Genomic DNA, 22741 nt, shown 5'->3' on the forward strand with positions numbered 1-22741 from the left:
ATGAATCAACCACTGGCTTACATTCACCCTGGAGCTAAAATTTCCAAAAATGTTGTAGTAGAACCATTTACAACCATTCACAATAACGTAGTAATTGGGGATGGCACATGGATTGGTTCCAATGTTACCATAATGGAAGGGGCACGAATTGGAAAAAACTGTAATATTTTCCCTGGCGCCGTCATATCTGCACCACCACAGGATTTAAAGTATGAAGGCGAAGACACCACGGTCATAATCGGCAACAACACCACTATAAGGGAATGTGCCACCATACACAAGGGCACTTCCGATAGGATGAAAACGGTTATTGGCGATAATTGTCTAATAATGGCCTATTGCCATGTTGCGCATGATTGTCTGGTAGGCAACAATTGTATTTTTTCCAACAATTCCACCTTGGCCGGACATGTAACCATTGGGGATAATGTAATATTGGCCGGCTTGGTGGCCGTACATCAATTTGTATCCATTGGTCGCCACGCCTTTGTAACGGGCGGTTCCTTGGTGAGAAAGGATGTGCCTCCTTTTGTAAAAGCAGCAAGGGAACCCTTATCTTACGTCGGTATCAATTCCGTGGGACTAAGAAGACGAAACTTTGAGTCCGATAAAATTCGGGAGATACAGAACATTTACCGAATACTATATCAAAAGAATTACAACAATACCCAAGCTGTTCAAATTATAGAGGCAGAAATGGAGGCTACTCCGGAAAGGGATGAAATTTTACAATTTATAAGGGATTCCCAAAGAGGAATCATGAAAGGTTATTTCAGTACTAATTAGAATTTTATGGCATCAACATCAGATATTAGAAAAGGATTGTGCATTAGGTACAACAACGACATTTACAAAATAATTGAATTTCTCCATGTAAAACCGGGGAAGGGTCCTGCTTTTGTACGGACCAAACTTAAAAGTGTAAGTACTGGAAAAGTATTGGACAATACATTTTCCGGTGGTTCAAAAATTGAGGATGTACGTGTAGAAACCCGCTCCTATCAATTTTTATACGCAGAAGGGGAAAACTACCATTTTATGAACACGGACGACTACAACCAGATTACACTTCAAGAAAGTTCTTTGGATGCGCCTAATTTATTGAAGGAAGGCGAAGTGGTAACCATACTTTTCAACACAGAGGACAGTATGCCGCTTTCAGTGGATATGCCGGCAAGTGTTATTTTGGAGGTTACCTATGCTGAACCAGGAGTTAAAGGCAATACGGCGACCAATGCAACCAAACCTGCCAAGGTTGAAACTGGAGCGACCGTAAATGTTCCCTTGTTTATCAATGAAGGCGATAAAATAAAAATTGACACGGAAAAAGGCGCTTATATGGAGCGTGTTAAGGAATAAAACAGTTTTCACCACGCTTTTTGCTGCATAATGGCATAAGAACCTTACTATGAAATTTCCATCTCCTTATACGCTTAACCAGATTGCGACCATAATCAATGCCGAATATGTAGGTCATGATGATTTTCCCGTGTTGGGCATGAACGAAATCCATGTTGTGGAAAAAGGTGATATCGTATTTGTGGATCATCCTAAATACTATGACAAGGCCCTAAACTGTGCAGCTTCCATTGTCTTGATCAACAAAAAAGTGGATTGCCCGGAAGGGAAGGCATTATTGATCTCCGATGATCCCTTTAGAGATTTCAACATCCTAACTCTTTTTTTTAAGCCTTTTATCAAGGCCCAAAACAACATCTCCAGCTCTGCCAGAATTGGTAAGGAAACTGTGATACAACCCAATTGCTTTATTGGAAACAATGTAGTAATTGGCGATAACTGCCTTATCCATTCCAATGTATCGATATATGATAATTGCGTAATAGGTAACAATGTTACCATTCATTCGGGGTCGGTATTGGGATCGGACGCCTTTTATTACAAAAAAAGGCCGGAAGGATACGATAAACTAATCTCGGGAGGAAGGGTAGTCATTGGTGATAACGTTGACATTGGTGCGCTTTGCACTATAGACAACGGGGTTACTGGAGATACGACCATTAAAAAAGGAACAAAGTTGGACAACCAAGTCCAGGTAGGCCATGATACCGTAATTGGGGAGAAATGCCTAATAGCCTCCCAAACCGGCATTGCTGGTTGTGTCATCATAGAAGATGAAGTTACCTTATGGGGACAAGTGGGGATAACAAGTGCCGTCACCATTGGAAAAAAGGCCGTTGTTCTGGCACAAACAGGGGTTTCCAAATCCTTGGAAGGTGGAGCGTATTATTTCGGGAGTCCAGCAGAGGAATCAAGGGAAAAATTAAAACAGCTGGCCTATGTTAAGCAAATCCCTTTTATATTAAAAAAATTAGAAAAATAAATATGCAGGAGAATAGTTTAGAATTCCTTTTCAAAACTTTATTTTTGCAAGAATCAATTAAACCAAATATATAATGAGCGTTTTAGTAAATAAAGATTCCAAAATTATTGTTCAAGGTTTTACAGGTAGTGAAGGTACTTTTCATGCTGAACAGATGATCGAATATGGCACCAATGTGGTTGGTGGGGTAACACCGGGGAAAGGTGGACAAGAGCATTTGGGAAAACCTGTGTTCAATACAGTTGAAGAAGCCGTTCAAAAAGTTGGGGCCGATACCACCATCATTTTTGTTCCACCGGCTTTTGCTGCAGATGCAATTATGGAAGCTGCTAGCGCTGGAATTAAAGTTATAATTACGATTACAGAAGGTATTCCCGTAGCCGATATGGTGAAGGTATATGACTATATTAAACATATGGACTGCCGATTGGTAGGTCCAAACTGTCCTGGAGTAATTACCCCAGGGGAAGCCAAAGTAGGCATTATGCCCGGCTTCGTCTTTAAAAAGGGTAATGTAGGAATTGTTTCCAAATCCGGAACTTTAACCTATGAAGCTGCAGATCAAGTTGTACGCCAGGGTCTTGGGATTACCACTGCCATTGGAATAGGCGGGGATCCAATAATTGGCACAACCACAAAAGAAGCGGTAGAATTATTGATCAATGATCCAGAAACCACTTGTGTGGTTATGATTGGTGAAATAGGTGGACAATTGGAAGCTGATGCCGCACAATGGTATAAGGCAAGTGGCAGTAAGAAGCCAATAGTTGGATTTATTGCCGGTGAAACAGCTCCAGCAGGTAGAACTATGGGGCATGCAGGTGCCATAGTTGGGGGTAGTGATGATACGGCCCAGGCCAAAAAAAGAATTATGAGGGAATGTGGAATCCACGTTGTGGATTCACCTGCCGAAATTGGTTTAAAAGTAAAGCAAGTATTGGGATAACTCCCGTTCAATAAATTTTATTCCGTTTATACTGTGCCGATTATTTCGGAATTCTTCAGGATAAACGGGATTTTTTTTGCCTGGAAATACCGGGACCTTAAAATTTTATACCAGCATTTAAGGTAAAAATTTTAAAACAGCTAAAACATAACTTATATTTGATTATCAACTAAGAAACTAAAGACAGATGAAGTTACTAGAAGGAAAAAATGCAATAATCACCGGAGCAAGCAGGGGGATCGGAACTGGAATAGCACAAGTCTTCGCCAAGCACGGTGCCAATGTTGCCTTTACATATAGTTCCAGTGAAGCCCCGGCTTTGGCCTTGGAAAAAGAGTTAAGTGCCTACGGTGTAAAAGCTAAGGCATATAAGAGCAATGCCGCCAGTTTTGAGGATTCGGAAAAATTGGTGGCCCAAGTATTGGAAGATTTTGGGGGCGTAATCGATATTCTGATCAATAATGCCGGTATCACCAAAGACAATCTTTTAATGAGAATGGGCGAAGATGATTTTGATTCTGTAATAGAAATAAATTTAAAATCGGTTTTTAACATGACAAAGGCCGTTCAGCGAACCATGCTAAAACAAAGAAGTGGCTCCATAATAAACATGAGTAGTGTAGTAGGGGTAAAAGGTAACGCGGGCCAGGCAAATTATGCCGCTTCCAAGGCCGGAATGATCGGGTTTACCAAATCCATAGCCTTGGAACTTGGTTCTAGAAATATAAGATGTAATGCTATTGCACCCGGCTTTATTGAAACAGAAATGACAGATAAGTTGGATGCAAAGGTAGTACAGGGATGGAGGGATGGAATTCCATTAAAAAGAGGGGGTCAACCCGAAGATGTAGCCAATGCCTGTCTGTTTTTAGCTTCGGATCTTTCGGCCTATATCACAGGACAAGTTTTAAATGTGGATGGAGGGATGCTCACCTAGGTTTTATTTTGAGCCAGATAAGCCTTGAACTAGCTGTAAAAAATACTTATTATAGGTACAACTTGGCAGCGTGCCGACCCGGCTATATGTTGCATACCAAGTATATAAAGTAGCTACTACAGGGCATTAATTCCAACAACCATTTATGATGCAAATACAGACAGTACTTTTTTTATTGCTCGCAGCCATTGTGGCACTGGCACTCGTACTGTTTCAATATTATTATAAAAGCAAAAGGAGGGGGAAACTTCAGGTAATCCTTTCCTTTTTGCGTTTTTTGGCCATATTCGGAACCTTATTACTCATTATCAATCCAAAATTTAAGAAGAACGAATATACCCTGGAAAAGACCAATTTGGTGCTACTTGCGGACAATTCAACTTCAATGATGCCCAAAGATAAGGCCCAAGTAATCTCCGACCTTTCCTCATTAAGAAAAAAAACCGAAGCATTATCGGAAAAATTCAATATACTCAATTACAGATTTGGATCGGATTTATCCAATTCCGACACCCTTAGCCTTACAGAAAAAAGCACCAATATTACTAAGGCCTTGGCAGGTTTAAACGAAATATTTACAGGCACAAATACTGCAGTAGTATTGCTTACAGATGGCAATCAGACCATAGGGGAAGACTATGAATTTTACGGAAAGCGACAAAAATTTGCTATTTACCCAGTGGTTCTTGGCGACACCACCAAATACGATGATTTGGTAATAGGCCAAATAAATGCCAACAGATATGCCTTTCTAAAGAACAAATTCCCCTTGGAAGTTTTTATTTCTTATGACGGTAAGGAAGAAATTTCCTCGGAATTAAAGGTTTTTATGGACGACAATTTGGTATACAAAGAAAAAATATCGCTGTCCAATGTTTCCAACACCAAGATTGTCAATACGCAGATAGAGGCCAGTACGGTAGGAATGAAAAATATTAAGGTGGTTATATCCCCATTGCCGAATGAAAAAAATACGGCGAACAATGAAAAATTGATGGCCTTGGAAGTATTGGACGAAAAAACGAATGTAGCCATTATTTCTGCTGTCCAACACCCGGACATTGGAGCTCTTAAGAAATCCATAGAGAGCAATGAGCAAAGGTTAGTGACCATTTATAAGCCCGATACCGATTTGGGCAAATTACAGGAGGTGGACATGTACATACTTTATCAGCCCGATGCCTCTTTTGATAAGGTATACCAACAAATTCAATTACGAAATTCCAATACCTTTGCCATATTGGGAACTTATACGGACTTGAATTTTTTGAACAAAATTCAAAATAACTTCCTAATAGAAACGGGTTATCCGGTACAGGAATTATTTGCAATCCAGAATGCAGCATTTTCAAAGTTCGATATTTCAGAATTCTCCTTGGAAGGTTTTCCGCCCCTGGTATCCGATGCTGGTCCGGTGAATGTTTTGGGCAGGGGAGAACCCCTGTTAAAAATGCGTATACGAGGGGTTGACATGGATCAACCCTTAATGACCACCGTAGAGGAAGAGAGCGCAAAACATGCCATATTGGTCGGGGAAAATATATGGAAATGGAGGGTTCAAGATTACCGAAACAATCAAACATTTAAGAATTTTGATGCTTTTCTCGGAAAACTGATCCTTTATCTATCGACCACCAAAGGCAAAAATAGATTTGTATTGGATTATAGCCCCATTTACAACAATAGTAGCGAAACAAAAATTAAGGCCACTTATTTTGATGAGGCCTTTGCCTTTGACTCCAATGCATCCATCAACCTAAAAGTGGTGAATAAATCCACCAATAACTCCATGGAAGTTCCAATGTTGTTAAAAGACGGATACTACGAGGTGGACCTTAGCAATTTATCCCCGGGCAAATATGATTTTGTTGCTACCGTAACCAAAGAGAATCTTAGCAGGTCTGGTAGCTTTTCCATATTGGATTTTGATGCCGAAAAACAATTTACCTCCAGCAATTATGATAAAATGGATCGACTTGCTAACAATACTGCAGGAAAACTTTACTTTCCTGATCAAATAGACTCCTTGATAATGGCTCTGGAAAACGATCCTAAGTTTGTCCCAGTTCAAAAAAGCAAACAAATTGTCGTACCTTTAATCGATTTTAAATTTCTTCTGGGTATTATCATTGCAGCGCTATCGCTGGAGTGGTTTATCAGAAAATATAACGGATTAACTTAATAAATAATAAATATAATAAATGGACAAATTACCAAAAATTGCATTACCGGCCATATTCGCCCTAATAGTACTTGTAATATTAATTTCTAAATCGGCCGTTACCATTGGCTCAGGTGAAGCGGGAGTGCTTTACAAAACTTTTTCTGGTGGGGTGGTCACCGAAGAAGCACCACTAGGTGAAGGGTTTCATCTAGTAGCTCCTTGGAACAAGGTATTCATCTACGAAGTACGTCAACAGGAAGTTTTGGAAAAAATGCAGGTATTATCCTCAAACGGTCTTGAGATAAAGTTGGAAGCTTCGGCCTGGTTTGAGCCTAAAAGAGAATTTCTAGGAAAATTACATCAGGAAAAAGGTACGGACTATATACAACGTGTATTATTGCCAACTATCAGATCGGCAGCAAGAAGTGTTGTAGGAAGATACACCCCGGAACAACTTTATTCCAGTAAAAGGGATGCCATTCAACAGGAGATTTATGAAGAAACCCAGAAAATTGTTGACGGCCAATACATTCAGCTCAATGAAATTTTGGTTAGGGACGTAACCTTGCCTCCAACTATTAAGGAAGCCATTGAGCGTAAACTTAAACAGGAACAAGAATCTCTTGAGTATGAATTTAGGTTGGTTACCGCGCAAAAAGAAGCTGAAAAGGTGCGTATTGAAGCACAGGGTAAAGCTGATGCCAATAGCATTTTAAGTGCTTCCCTGACCGACAAAATATTGCAGGACAAGGGTATTGATGCTACTATCAAATTATCGGAATCCCCTAATGCCAAGGTAATCGTTATTGGAAGTGGGGAATCAGGAATGCCAATTATACTAGGGAATCAATAATAATTTAACAATTTTAAAATAAATTGTTCCGTATAAATTTTCCAAGGTTGAAAAATAGTTTTAATTTTGCCTTATCATGAAAAATAACAGGACACATCATCATCATTTCTTCACTTGCAATCAAGCGAGCTAGGAATGTATTGTTGTATCTAAACTATATTCTAACCCGTTTGAGCAATCAAACGGGTTTTGTATTTAACAACCTGTTAGATTTGTTCAGGCCAAAAACAAAATACCAAAAATGAAAAAAATTAGAATCGCGATTCAAAAAAGCGGCCGTTTAAATGAAGACTCTCTTCAAATACTAAAGGACTGTGGTATTTCCATAGACAACGGAAAAGACCAACTTAAGGCTTCTTCCAGAAATTTTCCCTTAGAAGTTTTCTATCTAAGAAATGGGGATATTCCCCAATATCTCAGGGATGGGGTAGTAGATATTGCCATTATTGGCGAAAATGTCCTTATAGAAAAAGGTGAGGATATCTCCATAGCCGAGAAATTGGGCTTTTCCAAATGCAAGGTTTCCCTAGCGGTCCCCAAATCGGTCAAGTACAAATCGGTGACAGATTTTGAAGGTAAAAGGATTGCTACCTCCTATCCCAATACCGTAAAGAATTATTTGGATAGCAAGGGCGTAAAAGCAGATCTTCACATTATAAATGGTTCCGTAGAAATAGCCCCAAATATTGGATTGGCAGATGCCATATGCGATATTGTTTCCAGCGGCAGTACACTCTTCAAAAACAATTTAAAGGAAGTTGAGGTAATGTTGACCAGTGAAGCCGTACTGGCCGTTTCTCCACAAATTTCCCAAGAAAGAACGGTCTTATTGGAAGACTTAAGATTTAGGATACAGTCCGTATTACGTGCCAGACAGTCCAAATATGTGCTTTTAAACGCACCAAACGAAAAGCTAAACGAGATTATTGGATTATTGCCGGGTATGAGGAGTCCAACCGTACTTCCTTTGGCCGAAGAAGGCTGGAGTTCCGTACATACCGTAATTAATAAGGACAAGTTTTGGGAAGTTATCCAGGAGCTCAAAAAAGCAGGAGCAGAGGGAATACTGGTTTGCCCCATAGAAAAAATGGTATTGTAATAGTGCTATGGACAATGAATTTCAAATAGGGTTCATTCCAAAGGAGAATATGAATGATATTTTGCCTTTGGTACAAATGCTCAACAACTATAAAGTTCCTGTCGAAACCCTTAAAAAACGATTGCAGGATATGCTTTTGGACGGATATCAATGTTTAGGCGCATATAAAAAAGAAGAATTAATCGGTATTTGTGGCATTTGGGTTTTAAATAAATTATATGTAGGCAAACATCTGGAACCGGACAATGTATTCGTATTGCCGGAATATAGAAGTGCTGGGGTTGGAAAATTAATGTTGGACCATGTTTTGAACTATGCTTTGGAAATTGGATGCGATGCCACAGAGATCAACTGCTATATAAATAATACGAAAGGAATTCAGTTTTGGAACAACCAAGGATACAAGACCATAGGTTACCACATGCAAAAAGTATTATAGTAATGAACAAGATATACAATCCGGAAAGATCACAATGGAAGACCGTTTTAAAACGGCCAACACAATCTGTCTCCGATGTCGAGGATATTGTCAATGCCGTTTTTAGTGAAATTAAGGCCGGTGGGGATAGCGTGGTGAGCAATTACACCAAAAAATTTGATGGTGTGGACTTGCTGGACGCTTTGGTATCATCCAAAGAGATAGAGGAATCCATTAAATTGATTTCCAATGATTTAAAATTAGCTATTCAACAAGCTAAAAACAATATTGAAAAATTTCACAAGGCCCAAAAAACCGAAAAAATTACGGTAGAGACTGCAGATGGCGTACTTTGCTGGCAAGAAAAAAGGCCTATACAGAAAGTAGGATTATATATTCCAGGAGGTACCGCCCCTTTGTTTTCGACCATTTTAATGTTGGCCATTCCTGCCAATATTGCCGGATGTAAGGAAATTATTCTTTGTACCCCTCCCAATAAGGAAGGGAAAGTACACCCGGCCATATTATATGCAGCCAACCTATGCGGGGTTACCAAAATATTCAAGGTGGGGGGCATCCAAGCTATTGCCAGTATGACATTTGGAACGGAAACCATTCCTCCTGTGTATAAAATATTCGGCCCGGGAAACCAATTTGTAACCGTTGCCAAACAGATTGCCACTAAATACGGAATAGCCATAGATATGCCTGCCGGCCCAAGTGAGCTCTTGGTTATGGCAGATGATACTGCCAATGCCGCATTTGTAGCTTCGGATCTATTGAGTCAGGCCGAACACGGAGTGGATAGTCAGGTCATTTTGGTATCTACTTCAAAAACCCTAATAGATGCGGTGGAAGTGGAGGTTGCCAAGCAGATTCAGGACCTGCCCAGAAAGGAAATAGCGATTAAGGCCATTGCCAATAGTAAGCTGATCTTTGTGGAAGACGAACAGACGGCCGTAGATCTCATAAATGAATACGGACCGGAACATTACATTTTATGTGTCCAAAACGAAGAGTTTTATTTAGGGCAGACCTACAATGCCGGATCTGTTTTTATAGGAAATTACACCCCTGAAAGTGCCGGGGATTATGCATCGGGCACCAATCATACCTTGCCCACCAATGGATACGCCAAGCAGTACAGTGGAGTAAACTTGGATAGTTTTATGAAGAGCATGACCTTTCAAAAAATATCCAAAAAAGGAATTCAGGAAATTGGCAGTACCATAGAGCTGATGGCCGAAGCCGAGGGGCTACAGGCACATAAAAATGCAGTAACCCTGAGATTGGACAGTTTAAAATAAGGGGACCCATGTATTAAGGTAAATCACCTTTTTACAAGTGGTGCCAGATGGCGAAAAGCATAAAAAGAATGAAAACGAAAATATTCAATATCAACAATATAGTACGGGAAAACGTAAAGGGATTGAGCCCCTATTCTTCTGCAAGGGACGAATATGTTTCGGACGGATCCAAAATGGTATTTTTGGATGCCAATGAAAATCCTTTTGAAACTGGGGTAAATAGATATCCCGATCCGCACCAAAGACGTTTAAAAGAGGTTTTGGCGGAAAGAAAAGGAGTTTCTTCCCAACAACTTCTATTGGGCAACGGTAGTGACGAAGTACTGGATTTAATCTTTAGGGCCTTTTGTGAACCTAAAGAGGACAACATTATTAGCTTACCTCCAACCTATGGCATGTACAAGGTACTTGCCGGTATTAACAACATAGAGAATAGGGAGGTTCTTTTGACTAAGGATTTTGAGCCCAATGTGTCCGAAATACTTGGGATAGCGGACGACCATAGCAAGTTGCTGTTTCTGTGTTCCCCAAATAACCCCACAGGCAATAGTTTCTCAAATGCCAGTATAAGGGAGTTATTGGACAATTTTAATGGATTGGTGGTCATAGATGAGGCCTATATCGACTTTTCAAGTGAGAAGAGTTGGATTACCGAATTACCCAACTATCCCAATCTTGTGGTGACCCAAACCTTGTCCAAAGCCTATGGAATGGCCGGGATAAGATTGGGGATTTGTTACGCTTCAGAAGAAATAATCTCGGTATTGAACAAAATCAAACCCCCGTACAACGTAAATGAATTAACCCAACAAAGAGCTTTGAAAAGGGTTTTGGACGTAAATGCGGTGAATGGGGAGGTGTCGGATATTTTAACGGAACGTGAGGCGCTTATTGCTGTATTGAGCCAAATTGATTTCGTGGAAAAAATATATCCTTCCGACGCCAATTTTATATTGGCCAAAGTAGATGATGCTACCAAAAGATATAATCAACTTCTAAAAAAAGGTATCGTTGTCCGCAACCGGACGACCCAGCCCCTTTGTGAAAATACCTTGAGATTTACCGTTGGGACCAAGGAGGAAAACAAGATATTAATAAGTGCATTGCAGAATATAACAACCATATAATACTATGAGTCCGGATACAAATACAAATTCTTCACAAGAGAAGCAAAAGGCGAAAAAAGTGCTCTTTATAGATAGGGACGGAACCATCATTAAAGAGACTATAGATGAGCAGATAGACGCCTTTGAAAAAATGGTTTTTTACCCCAAAGCCTTTACCTATTTGGGCAAGATTGCCAAGGAATTGGATTATGAATTGGTGATGATTACCAATCAGGATGGATTGGGGACCGATATTTTTCCAGAGGACACCTTTTGGCCGGTACATAATTTTATAATGAAATCATTTGAAAATGAGGGTGTAGTTTTTGACAAGGTATTTCTGGACAGGACATTCCCCCACGAAAATGCCAATACCAGAAAACCGGGAACCGGATTGCTTACCGAATATTTTTCAGAAGAATACGACCTGGCCAATTCCTTTGTAATAGGGGATCGCTTGACCGATGTGGAACTTGCCAAGAATTTAGGGGCCAAAGGCATCTTTATAAATGACAACACCAATTTGGGCACTGGGGAAATATCCGTTAAGAGGGAGGAATTGGATAATTACATAGCTCTGGAAAGCAATGACTGGGAGAAAATTTACGAATTTTTGAAGCTGAAAGACCGGGTATCTGAAATAACTCGCAAAACCAATGAAACCGATATTTTTATAAGACTCAACCTAGACGGTACGGGCAAAAGTGATATCAGCACGGGATTGGACTTCTTTGATCATATGCTGGACCAATTGGCACGTCATGGGCAAATGGATCTGGAAATAAAGGTTAAGGGAGATTTGGAGGTGGATGAGCACCATACCATTGAAGATACTGCCATAGCGCTGGGAGAGGTATTCCACAAAGCCTTGGGCAATAAATTGGGCATAGAGCGATATGGTTTCTGTTTGCCCATGGACGACTGTTTGGCACAGGCCGCCATAGATTTCGGAGGACGAAACTGGTTGGTATGGGAAACAGAATTTAAAAGGGAAATGATAGGCAAAATGCCCACGGAAATGTTTTATCATTTCTTTAAATCGTTTACCGATGGGGCAAAGGCCAACCTAAATATCAAGGCAGAAGGCACGAACGAACACCATAAGATCGAGGCCATTTTTAAGGCATTTGCCAAGGCCATTAAGATGGCTGTTAAACGCGATGTAGAAAAAATGGTACTACCAAGTACCAAAGGAGTATTATAATAGTGGATTACCCCAGGGCAAGCCTGCCTTCATCGGTAGGCAATTGAGGTATCGCAAGAAAAGTAACGATAACATTTCGACGCCCGCCTGAACGGAACGGGCAGGCCCGCCTGAATGGAACGGGCAAGAGATCGTGGAGGATTCAAATCCCACTTAGTGGGTTAAAAAAATGTCCGAAGGACAAAGAAGATGAATATAGTAATAATAGATTACGGAGCGGGAAATATACAGAGCATTAAATTTGCCTTTCAACGCTTGGGATACGAAGCTATACTGAGCAAGGATGCAGAAGAGATCATGGCAGCGGATAAAGTTATTTTTCCAGGTGTAGGGGAAGCCAGCAGTGCCATGAAAAAATTACGCGAAAGTAAATTGGACCAAATTATTCCCACCTTAAAACAGCCCGTATTGGGGATATGCCTGGGAATGCAATTAATGTGTCATTCCTCGGAAGAAGGAGATACACAGGGCCTTGGTATTTTTGATGTAGATGTGGTTAGATTTTCCAAGGACGTAAAAGTTCCACAAATTGGATGGAATCAAATTACCAATTTAAAGTCCGATTTATTCAAGAACGTCAAAGAAAAAGAGCATATTTATCTGGTTCACAGTTTTTATGCCCCTTTATGCGAGGAAACCATAGCCGAAGCGGAATATGGTTTGGGATATAGTGCCGCTTTAAAAAAGAACAATTTCTATGGAACCCAATTTCACCCGGAAAAAAGCAGTGAGGTAGGGGAGCAGATTCTTAGAAATTTTATCGAAACTATATAGACCCTATACAAATAAATACCAATCGGGATTTAATTAAAAACAATAATGAGAATAATACCGGCAATAGATATCATTGAAGGAAAATGTGTCAGACTTTCCAAGGGGGACTATGATACCAAGAAAATATATAACGAGAATCCTTTGGAGGTGGCAAAAGAGTTTGAAGCCCACGGTATAGAATACCTTCATTTGGTAGATCTTGACGGTGCCAAATCCAAACACATCGTAAATCATAAAGTGCTGGAAAAAATAGCCTCCAATACCAACTTAAAAATAGATTTCGGGGGCGGACTCAAGACAGATGAAGATCTTAGGATAGCGTTTGAAAGTGGGGCCAATCAAATTACAGGAGGAAGTATTGCCGTAAAAGATAGGGAAACCTTTATTTCCTGGATCAACAAATACAGTCCCGAGAAGATAATTCTAGGAGCGGATGCCAAAGATGAAATGGTTGCTGTATCCGGATGGATGGAAGAATCCCAGGAGGAATTAATACCCTTTATTCAGGGTTATCAAAAAGAAGGAATTAGAGGTGTTATCTGTACCGATATTAGTAAAGATGGCATGTTGGAAGGCCCTTCTTTTGATTTGTACCGCAAGATTTTGGAGGAATGTGGGCCAAAACTACTGCTTATTGCCAGTGGTGGTATTTCAACTTTTGATGAACTCCCTAAATTGGCCGAGTTGGGCTGTGAAGGAACCATAATTGGTAAGGCCATTTATGAAAATAGAATTAGTCTTAAACAATTGGAAAAATTTATTCTTGACATTTAACCAATAAAACTGATGCTGTCTACTGGCGACAAGCCAGTAATTGAAGTAAAATTATAAACTGGATTTATCTCCAAAGAAAAAATAAAAGTACCCAATGTTAACAAAGAGAATAATCCCTTGTTTGGATATTAAAAACGGTAGAACGGTAAAGGGGATAAATTTTGTAGATCTGCGAGACGCTGGTGACCCTGTGGAACTAGCCGAAATATATGCTAAAACCGGAGCGGACGAGCTTGTTTTTTTAGATATTTCCGCTACAGAGGAAAGGAGGCGAACATTGGCCGATTTAGTCCTACGTGTTGCCGAAAAAGTCAATATTCCATTTACCGTAGGCGGTGGTATTTCTTCCGTGGAAGATGTGGATATATTATTGCATAACGGAGCTGATAAGGTATCCATAAATTCATCTGCCGTAAAAAACCCTCAATTGATCAACGATCTGGTTGCCAAATTTGGCTCGCAATGTATTGTTGTAGCCATAGATGCCAAACAAATAGATGGGGAATGGATTGTTCACCTGGTAGGCGGAAAAGTACCTACAACCTTAAATCTCTTTACCTGGGCTAAGGAAGTGGAGGAACGTGGGGCCGGAGAAATCCTGTTTACTTCCATGAACCACGATGGTACTAAAGACGGATTTGCCAATGAAGCTTTGGCAAAATTATCCACCGAATTGAATATTCCCATAATAGCGTCGGGAGGCGCAGGAAATATGCAACATTTCACGGACACCTTTATTGAAGGAAAAGCCGATGCAGCTTTGGCAGCTAGCGTTTTTCACTTTAAGGAAATCGAAATAAAGGACTTAAAGGAAGAGTTAAAAAGAAATAATATACCTGTAAGATTATAAAACCATTATGGAATCCAAAATCATGAATATAGACTTCAACAAAAATAACGATGGACTAGTACCGGCCATAGTACAGGATGCAATTACCAAAAATGTACTTATGCTCGGGTATATGAACCAAGAGGCCTACAATAAAACAGTGGATAGCCGTAAAGTAACCTTCTTTAGTCGCACTAAAAAAAGACTTTGGACCAAGGGCGAGGAAAGTGGAAATTTTTTGAATCTAGTGGATATTAAACTGGATTGTGACAATGACACCCTACTGGTCATGGTAGACCCTGTTGGGCCAACATGTCACAAAGGTACAGGTACCTGCTGGGGTGAAGAAAACAGTACTTCCTTTGGATTTATTTCTGAACTGGAAAATATTATTCAAAACAGAAAAGAACAAGCGGAAGGAAAGATGGAGATTCCTGAAGGCGTAAAGCCAAGCTATGTTTCCTCCCTATTTAAGAGTGGCATCAATAAAGTTGCCCAGAAGGTTGGCGAAGAGGCCGTAGAGGTCGTAATTGAGGCCAAAGACAATAACGACCAACTATTTAAGGATGAAAGCGCCGATCTTTTGTTCCACTACCTAATATTGCTTCAGGCAAAAGGCTTTAAGCTTCAAGACATAGTTAAGGTTTTACAGTCTCGGCATTGATTTGTGGATATATTTCATAAGGCTTGAAATTTGTTTAATTTTCAAATTGGTTTTTTTTGGTAAAAAAAATTAACTTATCTTCAAAATTCCAACGATTAATCAATAACATTAACAAGAGTATAGGCTATGAAATCAAATAGGAGAGATTTTCTGAGAAAAACATCAATTGCTGGCATGGGTTTGGCAATGACCCCGGCATGGTCCAATTCAATCACTGGCAACAACCCGCATAATATTCCGGCACCTTTGTTTGGTGCCAAGTATATGGGGGATTTTTCCGCTCCTAAATTGGAAACCGTGAAATGCGCTTTTATAGGAGTTGGTGCCCGTGGGTCTGGGCATGCACATCAGATTGCGGCCATTGAAGGGACAGAGGTTGTGGCCATCAGTGATTTGTACCAGGATCTTGCCGAAAAATCGGAAAAGGTATGTAAGGAGAACGGCGGTGGCACCAGGCACAAGAAGATAAAATTGTACACCGATGGGGAGAACGACTGGAAAAATATGCTGAAAAAGGAAAAACCGGATGCCGTTTTTGTATGTACCCCATGGAAATTACATGCGCCTATGGCCATTGAAGCTATGAAAAGTGGGGCCCATGTTTTTGTGGAAGTTCCGCTTGCCCTAACCATTCAAGAGATGTGGGATATAGTGGATACCTCGGAAAAAACGCAAAAGCACTGTATGATGATGGAAAACGTCAATTACGGCAGGGAGGAGCTACTCTATTTAAATATGTGCCGTAAAGGTGTTATAGGGGAGTTACTGCATGGGGAAGCGTCCTATATCCACGAATTAAGGTCTCAAATGAATGAGGTGGAACGAGGTACCGGATCCTGGCGAACCTATCATTATGCAAATCGCGATGGCAATCTTTACCCAACACACGGATTGGGACCTGTGGCCCAATATATGAATTTGGCTAGGGGGGAAGATAATTTTAAATTTATAAACTCCTTCTCTTCTCCAGGCAAGGGAAGAAATCTATACGCTGCCAAGAATTTTCCGGCGGACCACAAATGGAATAAGTTGGACTTCAAAGGAGGGGATATAAATACATCCATTGTTAAAACCAATATGGGTAGGACTATTATGGTACAGTGGGACGAAACGAGCCCCAGACCCTATACCAGGCACAATCTTATTCAAGGAACAAAAGGTACCTTGGCAGGCTTCCCTACCAGAATTGCTTTGGAAGGCGGGGTAGAAGGCGGACCGGATAGCCACCACGAATGGGCAGAAGGCGAGCAGTTGCAGAAGATTTTTGAAAAATACGAACATCCATTGTATGTTCGCTTGGGAGAATTGGCTACCAAAATGGGCGGACATGGTGGAATGGACTTTATAATGAGGTACCGAATCATAGAGTGCCTTCGCAATGGTCTGCCTTTGGATCAGAATGTTTACGAGGGCTGCTATTGGAGTGCAGTAGGAACTTTGAGCGAAGTATCCGTGGCCCAAAATGGTGCACCTCAAGAGTTTCCTGATTTCACTAGGGGCAATTGGAAAACCACTGCACCTTTGGATATAGTTGCTTAAAGGCCTTACTGAATAAAAAATAGAAAGTCATTGTTTACCGGTTCAACTTAGTGTTTTGTTGTCCAAGTAATCAATGACTTTTACTTTATAAGGGGAGGGGTAGTTTACCCAAAGAGCTAGTCGGTACTGTCTACTCCAGCAACTTCCGTCCTACTATCCATATGGCTTATAAGATCCTGGGTACTTGTGAATACTTTTTTGCTGTAATAACGTCCTCTATCCCAATCTGCAGGGTCCGCAGCTTTTAAGGCATCCGCTATAATATCCTGAACTTTCTCGGACAGGCCTTCACACTGACTACCTTCCAATAGCTTCAAAAGTTTTTCGTAAGACTCCAAGGCCTTACCCGAATAATATTTCTGATGATCATAGTTGTTCGCCTTCAATGCGCTTTTGGCATGATTAAGGGCATAGGAAGCAGTAGAATAAATTAATTCACAATCATCCTTTGCCTCGGCAGCGGAAAAAATAAACAAAGAAAAAAACAACAAGCAAACTTTTTTCATAGGTTCGGGGTTTTAAGATCTGAATAAAGAAAACGATACTTTAAACCCAATATTGCCGGCCCATCTTATTTCTATTATTTTTACATAGGTAATGGCCTACCTTATTTTTACCAAAGTTTAAATGTATTTACCACCATAGAACGAAAAGTTTTACAATATTAAAGTCAGATGATTTCATCCATAATAAGGGAGAATTCCTCTTTTCCAATTGTACTTTAACCACATCCAATATTTCATTATACCGCAGCCAATTAACCTCATTATGCGGATCTAGAAGCCATTCTGGTTTGGATGGTAAATAATACCGGTATTCAAAAAACTCAGGGGATTTAAATTTGTGGAAAGGAACCCACCTGCCACTAATACTATTGGGGTTAAAAGGGACCACATCCAAATTATTCACCATGAAGGGTGTAAATAATTGGGATTTAAAACATACCCTATGCACTATTTCCTCAGGGTTTATATTTAGGTTATGCAACACTGATGTGGCTTCCGGTGTCTTCAAAAGTGGAATCTGATGATTTATAATCCTTTCTTTCTTGGATTTAAAGGAATCGCGTTGGTTTGGCCCTATTAAATCATACTCTAAATTTTCTGCCTCCTCAGGTACTACATAGAACTTATAAGTTAATTCAATATGTATAAATTGCTTACTATCAACATCTTGCAATATGAAATCTATTTCCCCTAAACTTACTTTTTCCTTCCTTATGGGAATGTTATGCGCTATAACCTTATATTGCCTTGAGTGCTGGATCAGCTTTAAAAAAATGTGTTCTATCTTATGCCCTAGCCGTACATTGGAGGGTATTAACCCCATTTCCAAATTTTCAAAATATATTTCAGGAAGGACAAATTGCTTCAAACCATCCAATTCTCCTGTCCAAAGGGAGGGAGTATTAAAGAAGGCCCTGTAATATGAAATATTTTTATGATCCAAGCGGTACAATTATGGGTAAACCGTTAAGTTTTCTTTAAAAAGGAAATGGTCTAGACCAAATTAAGTAATTTTATAGTATGGCTATTAATAAAAGAAAAGGGTTTCGTTTTTCCAACTATGAAGCCCCCGAACAAACTCCTTTCGAAAAGCTATTTGATATTTTCAAGGAACTGATTACACATACTTCGGGAGATGTGGATGAGGCTTTGGATTGGTTAAGGGAGCTGGATAAGGAATATGAACTTACCGATGAGAATTACACCATTGATGATTTTATAGAAGATCTTAAAGCTAAAGGATTTCTGAGGGAGGAACCAAAAGAAGGTGATGGCGATGGTACCGGAGGGCAAAAGACAGATTTGTCCATAACGGCCAAAATGGAACGGATCATTAGGCAAGCAGCCTTGAATCAAATTTTTGGTAAGATCAAACGCAGTGGTTCGGGCAATCATAAAACCGGCCTATCGGGTAGGGGGGACGAACATATGGGAGAATTCAGGGAATATAGATTTGGCGACAGTTTAGAGCGCATTTCCATGACGGAGAGTTTAAAAAATGCCCAGATAAACCATGGTATCGGTAATTTTCATTTAAGTGAAGAAGATTTAGTGGTAGAGGATACCCAATTCAAAGCTCAAATGAGTACCGTATTAATGATCGACATTAGCCATAGTATGATACTGTATGGCGAGGACCGCATTACTCCAGCCAAAAAGGTAGCTATGGCCTTGGCAGAACTTATTACCACCCGTTATCCAAAGGACACATTGGAGATTTTGGTTTTTGGCAACGATGCCTGGCCCATTCCAATAAAGGATCTGCCTTATCTAAAAGTAGGGCCCTATCATACCAATACCGTTGCCGGATTGCAATTGGCAATGGACATGCTCCGTAGAAAGCGAAATACGAACAAACAGATTTTTATGATAACCGATGGTAAACCCAGCTGTATTCGATTGGCTGATGGCACCTATTATAAAAATAGTGTGGGCTTGGATGATTATATCGTAGAGAAATGCTACAACATGGCCAGACAGGCCAGAAAGCTCCATATTCCCATAACCACCTTTATGATTGCCAAGGATCCTTATTTAACACAGTTCGTACGGCATTTTACGGAAGCCAATAAGGGAAAGGCCTTCTTTACCGGCTTAAAAGGACTCGGTGAAATGATTTTTGAGGACTACGAACAAAATAGGAGAAAAAGATTAAAGGGATAATTGAGGTAAAACAAAAATTAGCAAAAGCTATTAAGCAACGAACCCTAATGACCGCTAGGTACAGGGAGACCAAAATATAAATATTTACAGATGAAATTGAATCATAAGGAAATTACCAACCTAGGAGAACTTAAAAAGGCTGGATACAAAACAAAAAAAATAAAGGATGAGTTAAGGGCAAATCTTATAGACAAAATAAAATCGGACGAAATTACATTTCCCGGGGTTTGGGGCTATGAAAATTCCGTAGTGCCAGAATTGGAAAGAGCAATATTGTCCCGGCACAATATTAATCTATTGGGGCTTAGGGGTCAAGCCAAAACTCGTTTGGCCAGGTTAATGGTAAATTTATTGGACGAATATATTCCAATAGTCGCCGGTTCGGAGATAAATGATGATCCCTTAAGTCCAATCTCACGGTTTGCCATAGAAACCATTAAGGAACACGGCGACTTAACACCTATTGCCTGGCTGCACAGAAGTGATCGATTTTATGAAAAATTGGCTACTCCAGATGTAACCGTGGCCGATTTAATTGGAGATGTCGACCCTATAAAGGCCGCCAACCTAAAGTTGTCCTATGCAGATGACAGGGTTATACATTTTGGAATGATCCCACGTGCCAACCGTTGTATTTTTGTTATCAATGAATTGCCGGATTTACAGGCGAGGATACAGGTCTCCCTTTTTAATATCTTACAGGAGGGCGACATTCAAATAAGGGGGTTTAAGCTTCGTTTGCCATTGGACCTACAGTTTGTATTTACCGCAAATCCGGAAGATTACACCAATAGAGGTAGTATAGTAACCCCATTAAAAGATAGGATAGGGTCCCAAATTTTAACGCACTATCCCGAGGACATTGAAACCGCCCGTAAAATTACGGAACAGGAATCCAAATTGGATAAACGCCAAACCGACGTTATTTATGTCCCGGATTTGGCCAAGGATCTTTTGGAACAAATAAGCAGGGAAGCCAGGGAAAGTGAATATGTAGATGCCAAAAGTGGTATTAGCGCCAGAATGAGCATAACTTCCTTCGAAAATTTAATGAGTACTGCAGAACGAAGACTACTGAAGAATGGCCAAGAAACTACCATGATAAGACTGAGCGATTTTATGGGGGTGATTCCCTCCATTATCGGTAAAATTGAATTGGTATATGAAGGGGAACAGGAAGGTTCTGGCAGTGTTGCAGAAATATTGATCGAAGATGCCGTAAAATCGCTCTTCCTAAATTATTTTCCGAAGATAGATAAATTGGAACGCAAGGATGCCGAAGGTCCTTATGACGAACTGATAAGTTGGTTTTTTGATGGGGAAGGCTTTGATTTGTTGGATGACGCTACCGATGAGGAATACAAGGAAAAGCTGGATAGTATTATCCCACTTCAACAATTGGTTACAAAACACCAACCCAACATTAACAAGGAAGACACCTACTTTCTAAAAGAATTGCTATTATGGGGGCTTGTTGCCCATAAAAAATTAAGTAAACAGCGATATACCGTAGGCTACCAAATAAAGGATGTATACGGCAGTTTCATTAGGGGGTTGTAGAACATAAAATTTTACTCCCAAGCATCAATATGGTTATTCAGGTAATCAAAATCATATTTGCCCACCATCCGTTTTCTCATAACAAAAGACCAAACGGTAAGTAGGACCAATAGGGTTTGTAATGAAGTAATCAATATGCCCATAGGAAGGAAGGAACTTGGAATAACATGGTCCTGAAATTCATTTTGGGACCAAAGTATTAAAATAGTTTCGTAAATATTATAGCCATAGGCCAATAAGATACCGTACATGACATACTCAATATTTTTCATGATCATATCAGGGTATTCCCTTTCCGTAATCTTAAACCATAGTACATATAAATAAACAAAATGGATCATTGTCAATAAAGGAAAAACATAGCTCCCCAGTTTATTAAAAATGAAGGTATTCCCGTACATGCTATAAAAACCAAGTATTATTAAGGATACCAGTGAAATGACGGTAAGGACAATATTAATAAGGGGAGTGGTTCGTTTAACGGAATTTTCCATAATTACGGTTTAAGATTATAGGACAATTTTTAGCATAATTACAATTAAATTCCTACTCCATTGAAAAATTTCGTTGAATATATAGAAATTTAAGATAGAAAAAAGCGGGGTCGGACGAAGTACAAAAAAGCACGATGAACTTATAACTTTACGATTTTAAAATTAGTTCTAGGAACGAACATTAATCCGACCTTCCCCATGCTAGTTGCGCTGGGGGAATGTTCGGGTAAAACCTAGCAATATATAAACCAAATGCAAATACCCCGTTTTTACTATTTAATCCATGTTCAATTTTTGGGCTTTCGGTATAGTGGCTGGCAAAAGCAACCTAACCAAAAAACGGTAGAGGGAATGCTGACAAAGACCTTAAAATTTGTTTTGCCCAATTCCAAATTCAAGATCCTGGGAGCTGGACGTACAGATGCCAAGGTATCCGCATTGAACACGGCCTTCGAACTATTCTTGGATAAGGAACCTCTAGACGACCTTCAGGAATTTATGTCTGATTTTAACGTAAACCTACCGCCGGATATTCGGATTATCAGTATTGACCAGGTCAATGAAAACTTCAATATCATCCAAGAAAGCAAGTTAAAGGAATATGTATATCTTTTCTCCTTTGGACAAAAAAATCACCCCTTTTGCGCACCTTTTTTGGCAAATATCATAGGGCAACTCAACGTGGATCTCATGACCGATTGTGCCCAGTTTTTTATAGGAACCCATGATTTTTCATCCTATACGGCCCGACTTCAGCCCAATACTAAAGTGCTTAGGACCATAGAATCATGTGAAATAAAAAGAAACGAATTACTAACGGCCAATTTTTTTCCGGAAGTGAGTTATGCCCTCCATATTACTGGGGAAGGATTTATGAGATATCAGATCAGGATGATCATGGGAGCATTGATTCAACTGGGGAAGGGCGAACTTACGGCAACGGACATAAAGGAGTCCTTGAAAAAGGAAAACAATACCGTATTGACATATGTTGCACCGGGTTCAGGTTTATTGCTTAACAACCTAAAGTTTAAATAGCTGCTTAAAAATAAACTGCAGGGTA

23 protein-coding genes are annotated in these 22741 nt (G+C 39.9%); 20 read left to right on the forward strand and 3 right to left on the reverse strand.

Annotated elements, in window-relative coordinates:
- The 17 genes from lpxA (at position 1) to BUA60_RS08745 (ending at position 16955) form a co-directional block, all read left to right on the forward strand.
- Positions 1-786 carry an acyl-ACP--UDP-N-acetylglucosamine O-acyltransferase gene (lpxA, locus tag BUA60_RS08665; protein WP_072861346.1) on the forward strand — a complete coding sequence of 262 codons (786 nt, stop codon included), beginning with the start codon at positions 1-3 and terminating at the stop codon, positions 784-786.
- A gap of 6 nt (positions 787-792) precedes the next feature.
- The gene (efp, locus tag BUA60_RS08670; protein ID WP_031444160.1) at positions 793-1359 is read left to right on the forward strand and encodes an elongation factor P; all 567 of its coding nucleotides are present in this window, start codon (positions 793-795) and stop codon (positions 1357-1359) included.
- Positions 1360-1408: 49 nt separating this feature from the next.
- Positions 1409-2341, forward strand: a complete 933-nt coding sequence (locus tag BUA60_RS08675; RefSeq protein ID WP_072861347.1) for a UDP-3-O-(3-hydroxymyristoyl)glucosamine N-acyltransferase — start codon at positions 1409-1411, stop codon at positions 2339-2341.
- A 73-nt stretch (positions 2342-2414) separates the two neighbouring features.
- The gene (gene sucD / locus BUA60_RS08680) at positions 2415-3287 is read left to right on the forward strand and encodes a succinate--CoA ligase subunit alpha (RefSeq protein WP_072861348.1); all 873 of its coding nucleotides are present in this window, start codon (positions 2415-2417) and stop codon (positions 3285-3287) included.
- Positions 3288-3474: 187 nt separating this feature from the next.
- Positions 3475-4224, forward strand: coding sequence for a 3-oxoacyl-[acyl-carrier-protein] reductase (fabG, locus tag BUA60_RS08685; RefSeq protein ID WP_072861349.1), 750 nt, complete (start codon positions 3475-3477; stop codon positions 4222-4224).
- 145 nt (positions 4225-4369) lie between these two features.
- On the forward strand, positions 4370-6406 hold the full coding sequence (locus BUA60_RS08690) for a VWA domain-containing protein (RefSeq protein ID WP_245802513.1): 2037 nt from the start codon (positions 4370-4372) through the stop codon (positions 6404-6406).
- 19 nt (positions 6407-6425) lie between these two features.
- On the forward strand, positions 6426-7241 hold the full coding sequence (locus BUA60_RS08695) for a prohibitin family protein (RefSeq protein ID WP_072861351.1): 816 nt from the start codon (positions 6426-6428) through the stop codon (positions 7239-7241).
- A gap of 241 nt (positions 7242-7482) precedes the next feature.
- The gene (gene hisG, locus BUA60_RS08700) at positions 7483-8340 is read left to right on the forward strand and encodes an ATP phosphoribosyltransferase (RefSeq protein WP_072861352.1); all 858 of its coding nucleotides are present in this window, start codon (positions 7483-7485) and stop codon (positions 8338-8340) included.
- A 7-nt stretch (positions 8341-8347) separates the two neighbouring features.
- Positions 8348-8779 carry a GNAT family N-acetyltransferase gene (locus tag BUA60_RS08705; RefSeq protein ID WP_072861353.1) on the forward strand — a complete coding sequence of 144 codons (432 nt, stop codon included), beginning with the start codon at positions 8348-8350 and terminating at the stop codon, positions 8777-8779.
- A 2-nt stretch (positions 8780-8781) separates the two neighbouring features.
- Entirely contained in the window at positions 8782-10065 is a 1284-nt protein-coding gene (gene hisD, locus BUA60_RS08710; protein WP_072861354.1) for a histidinol dehydrogenase, read from the forward strand.
- A 68-nt stretch (positions 10066-10133) separates the two neighbouring features.
- The gene (gene hisC / locus BUA60_RS08715) at positions 10134-11192 is read left to right on the forward strand and encodes a histidinol-phosphate transaminase (protein WP_072861355.1); all 1059 of its coding nucleotides are present in this window, start codon (positions 10134-10136) and stop codon (positions 11190-11192) included.
- Positions 11193-11196: 4 nt separating this feature from the next.
- Complete coding sequence (gene hisB, locus BUA60_RS08720) at positions 11197-12375, forward strand: bifunctional histidinol-phosphatase/imidazoleglycerol-phosphate dehydratase HisB (RefSeq protein ID WP_072861356.1); 1179 nt, start codon at positions 11197-11199, stop codon at positions 12373-12375.
- A 189-nt stretch (positions 12376-12564) separates the two neighbouring features.
- Complete coding sequence (hisH, locus tag BUA60_RS08725) at positions 12565-13149, forward strand: imidazole glycerol phosphate synthase subunit HisH (protein WP_072861357.1); 585 nt, start codon at positions 12565-12567, stop codon at positions 13147-13149.
- Positions 13150-13194: 45 nt separating this feature from the next.
- Positions 13195-13923, forward strand: coding sequence for a 1-(5-phosphoribosyl)-5-[(5-phosphoribosylamino)methylideneamino]imidazole-4-carboxamide isomerase (gene hisA, locus BUA60_RS08730; protein WP_072861358.1), 729 nt, complete (start codon positions 13195-13197; stop codon positions 13921-13923).
- Positions 13924-14017: 94 nt separating this feature from the next.
- A complete protein-coding gene (gene hisF / locus BUA60_RS08735; protein ID WP_072861359.1) occupies positions 14018-14773 on the forward strand; it encodes an imidazole glycerol phosphate synthase subunit HisF in 756 nt (251 codons plus the stop codon).
- 22 nt (positions 14774-14795) lie between these two features.
- On the forward strand, positions 14796-15416 hold the full coding sequence (hisIE, locus tag BUA60_RS08740; RefSeq protein ID WP_072861626.1) for a bifunctional phosphoribosyl-AMP cyclohydrolase/phosphoribosyl-ATP diphosphatase HisIE: 621 nt from the start codon (positions 14796-14798) through the stop codon (positions 15414-15416).
- Positions 15417-15542: 126 nt separating this feature from the next.
- The gene (locus BUA60_RS08745; protein ID WP_072861360.1) at positions 15543-16955 is read left to right on the forward strand and encodes a Gfo/Idh/MocA family protein; all 1413 of its coding nucleotides are present in this window, start codon (positions 15543-15545) and stop codon (positions 16953-16955) included.
- A 116-nt stretch (positions 16956-17071) separates the two neighbouring features.
- On the opposite strand, the gene BUA60_RS08750 is transcribed toward BUA60_RS08745, so the two are convergent.
- Both BUA60_RS08750 and BUA60_RS08755 read right to left on the reverse strand, forming a co-directional pair.
- Complete coding sequence (locus BUA60_RS08750) at positions 17072-17461, reverse strand: hypothetical protein (protein ID WP_072861361.1); 390 nt, start codon at positions 17459-17461, stop codon at positions 17072-17074.
- 127 nt (positions 17462-17588) lie between these two features.
- Entirely contained in the window at positions 17589-18404 is an 816-nt protein-coding gene (locus BUA60_RS08755; protein ID WP_143153152.1) for a DUF1853 family protein, read from the reverse strand.
- A gap of 77 nt (positions 18405-18481) precedes the next feature.
- Between BUA60_RS08755 and BUA60_RS08760 the strand changes: the two genes are divergently transcribed.
- Both BUA60_RS08760 and BUA60_RS08765 read left to right on the forward strand, forming a co-directional pair.
- Positions 18482-19624 carry a vWA domain-containing protein gene (locus BUA60_RS08760; RefSeq protein WP_072861363.1) on the forward strand — a complete coding sequence of 381 codons (1143 nt, stop codon included), beginning with the start codon at positions 18482-18484 and terminating at the stop codon, positions 19622-19624.
- Between the two features lie 90 nt (positions 19625-19714).
- Complete coding sequence (locus BUA60_RS08765) at positions 19715-21184, forward strand: magnesium chelatase (protein ID WP_072861364.1); 1470 nt, start codon at positions 19715-19717, stop codon at positions 21182-21184.
- Between the two features lie 11 nt (positions 21185-21195).
- Here the strand turns inward: BUA60_RS08765 and BUA60_RS08770 are convergent, their stop codons facing one another.
- Positions 21196-21678: a hypothetical protein gene (locus tag BUA60_RS08770; protein WP_072861365.1), complete on the reverse strand. Its 483-nt coding sequence runs from the start codon at positions 21676-21678 to the stop codon at positions 21196-21198.
- Positions 21679-21930: 252 nt separating this feature from the next.
- On the opposite strand from BUA60_RS08770, the gene truA reads away from it, so the two are divergent.
- A complete protein-coding gene (gene truA / locus BUA60_RS08775) occupies positions 21931-22716 on the forward strand; it encodes a tRNA pseudouridine(38-40) synthase TruA (protein ID WP_072861366.1) in 786 nt (261 codons plus the stop codon).
- The last annotated feature ends 25 nt before the right edge of the window (positions 22717-22741 follow it).

Source organism: Arenibacter palladensis (genome assembly GCF_900129275.1).
Classification (GTDB): domain Bacteria; phylum Bacteroidota; class Bacteroidia; order Flavobacteriales; family Flavobacteriaceae; genus Arenibacter; species Arenibacter palladensis.

Coding starts and splice junctions, on each gene's coding strand:
- lpxA (WP_072861346.1), top strand. CDS start 1: ATGAATCAACCACTGGCTTACATTCACCCTGGAGCTAAAATTTCCAAA.
- efp (WP_031444160.1), top strand. CDS start 793: ATGGCATCAACATCAGATATTAGAAAAGGATTGTGCATTAGGTACAAC.
- BUA60_RS08675 (WP_072861347.1), top strand. CDS start 1,409: ATGAAATTTCCATCTCCTTATACGCTTAACCAGATTGCGACCATAATC.
- sucD (WP_072861348.1), top strand. CDS start 2,415: ATGAGCGTTTTAGTAAATAAAGATTCCAAAATTATTGTTCAAGGTTTT.
- fabG (WP_072861349.1), top strand. CDS start 3,475: ATGAAGTTACTAGAAGGAAAAAATGCAATAATCACCGGAGCAAGCAGG.
- BUA60_RS08690 (WP_245802513.1), top strand. CDS start 4,370: ATGATGCAAATACAGACAGTACTTTTTTTATTGCTCGCAGCCATTGTG.
- BUA60_RS08695 (WP_072861351.1), top strand. CDS start 6,426: ATGGACAAATTACCAAAAATTGCATTACCGGCCATATTCGCCCTAATA.
- hisG (WP_072861352.1), top strand. CDS start 7,483: ATGAAAAAAATTAGAATCGCGATTCAAAAAAGCGGCCGTTTAAATGAA.
- BUA60_RS08705 (WP_072861353.1), top strand. CDS start 8,348: ATGGACAATGAATTTCAAATAGGGTTCATTCCAAAGGAGAATATGAAT.
- hisD (WP_072861354.1), top strand. CDS start 8,782: ATGAACAAGATATACAATCCGGAAAGATCACAATGGAAGACCGTTTTA.
- hisC (WP_072861355.1), top strand. CDS start 10,134: ATGAAAACGAAAATATTCAATATCAACAATATAGTACGGGAAAACGTA.
- hisB (WP_072861356.1), top strand. CDS start 11,197: ATGAGTCCGGATACAAATACAAATTCTTCACAAGAGAAGCAAAAGGCG.
- hisH (WP_072861357.1), top strand. CDS start 12,565: ATGAATATAGTAATAATAGATTACGGAGCGGGAAATATACAGAGCATT.
- hisA (WP_072861358.1), top strand. CDS start 13,195: ATGAGAATAATACCGGCAATAGATATCATTGAAGGAAAATGTGTCAGA.
- hisF (WP_072861359.1), top strand. CDS start 14,018: ATGTTAACAAAGAGAATAATCCCTTGTTTGGATATTAAAAACGGTAGA.
- hisIE (WP_072861626.1), top strand. CDS start 14,796: ATGAATATAGACTTCAACAAAAATAACGATGGACTAGTACCGGCCATA.
- BUA60_RS08745 (WP_072861360.1), top strand. CDS start 15,543: ATGAAATCAAATAGGAGAGATTTTCTGAGAAAAACATCAATTGCTGGC.
- BUA60_RS08750 (WP_072861361.1), bottom strand. CDS start 17,461: ATGAAAAAAGTTTGCTTGTTGTTTTTTTCTTTGTTTATTTTTTCCGCT.
- BUA60_RS08760 (WP_072861363.1), top strand. CDS start 18,482: ATGGCTATTAATAAAAGAAAAGGGTTTCGTTTTTCCAACTATGAAGCC.
- BUA60_RS08765 (WP_072861364.1), top strand. CDS start 19,715: ATGAAATTGAATCATAAGGAAATTACCAACCTAGGAGAACTTAAAAAG.
- BUA60_RS08770 (WP_072861365.1), bottom strand. CDS start 21,678: ATGGAAAATTCCGTTAAACGAACCACTCCCCTTATTAATATTGTCCTT.
- truA (WP_072861366.1), top strand. CDS start 21,931: ATGCAAATACCCCGTTTTTACTATTTAATCCATGTTCAATTTTTGGGC.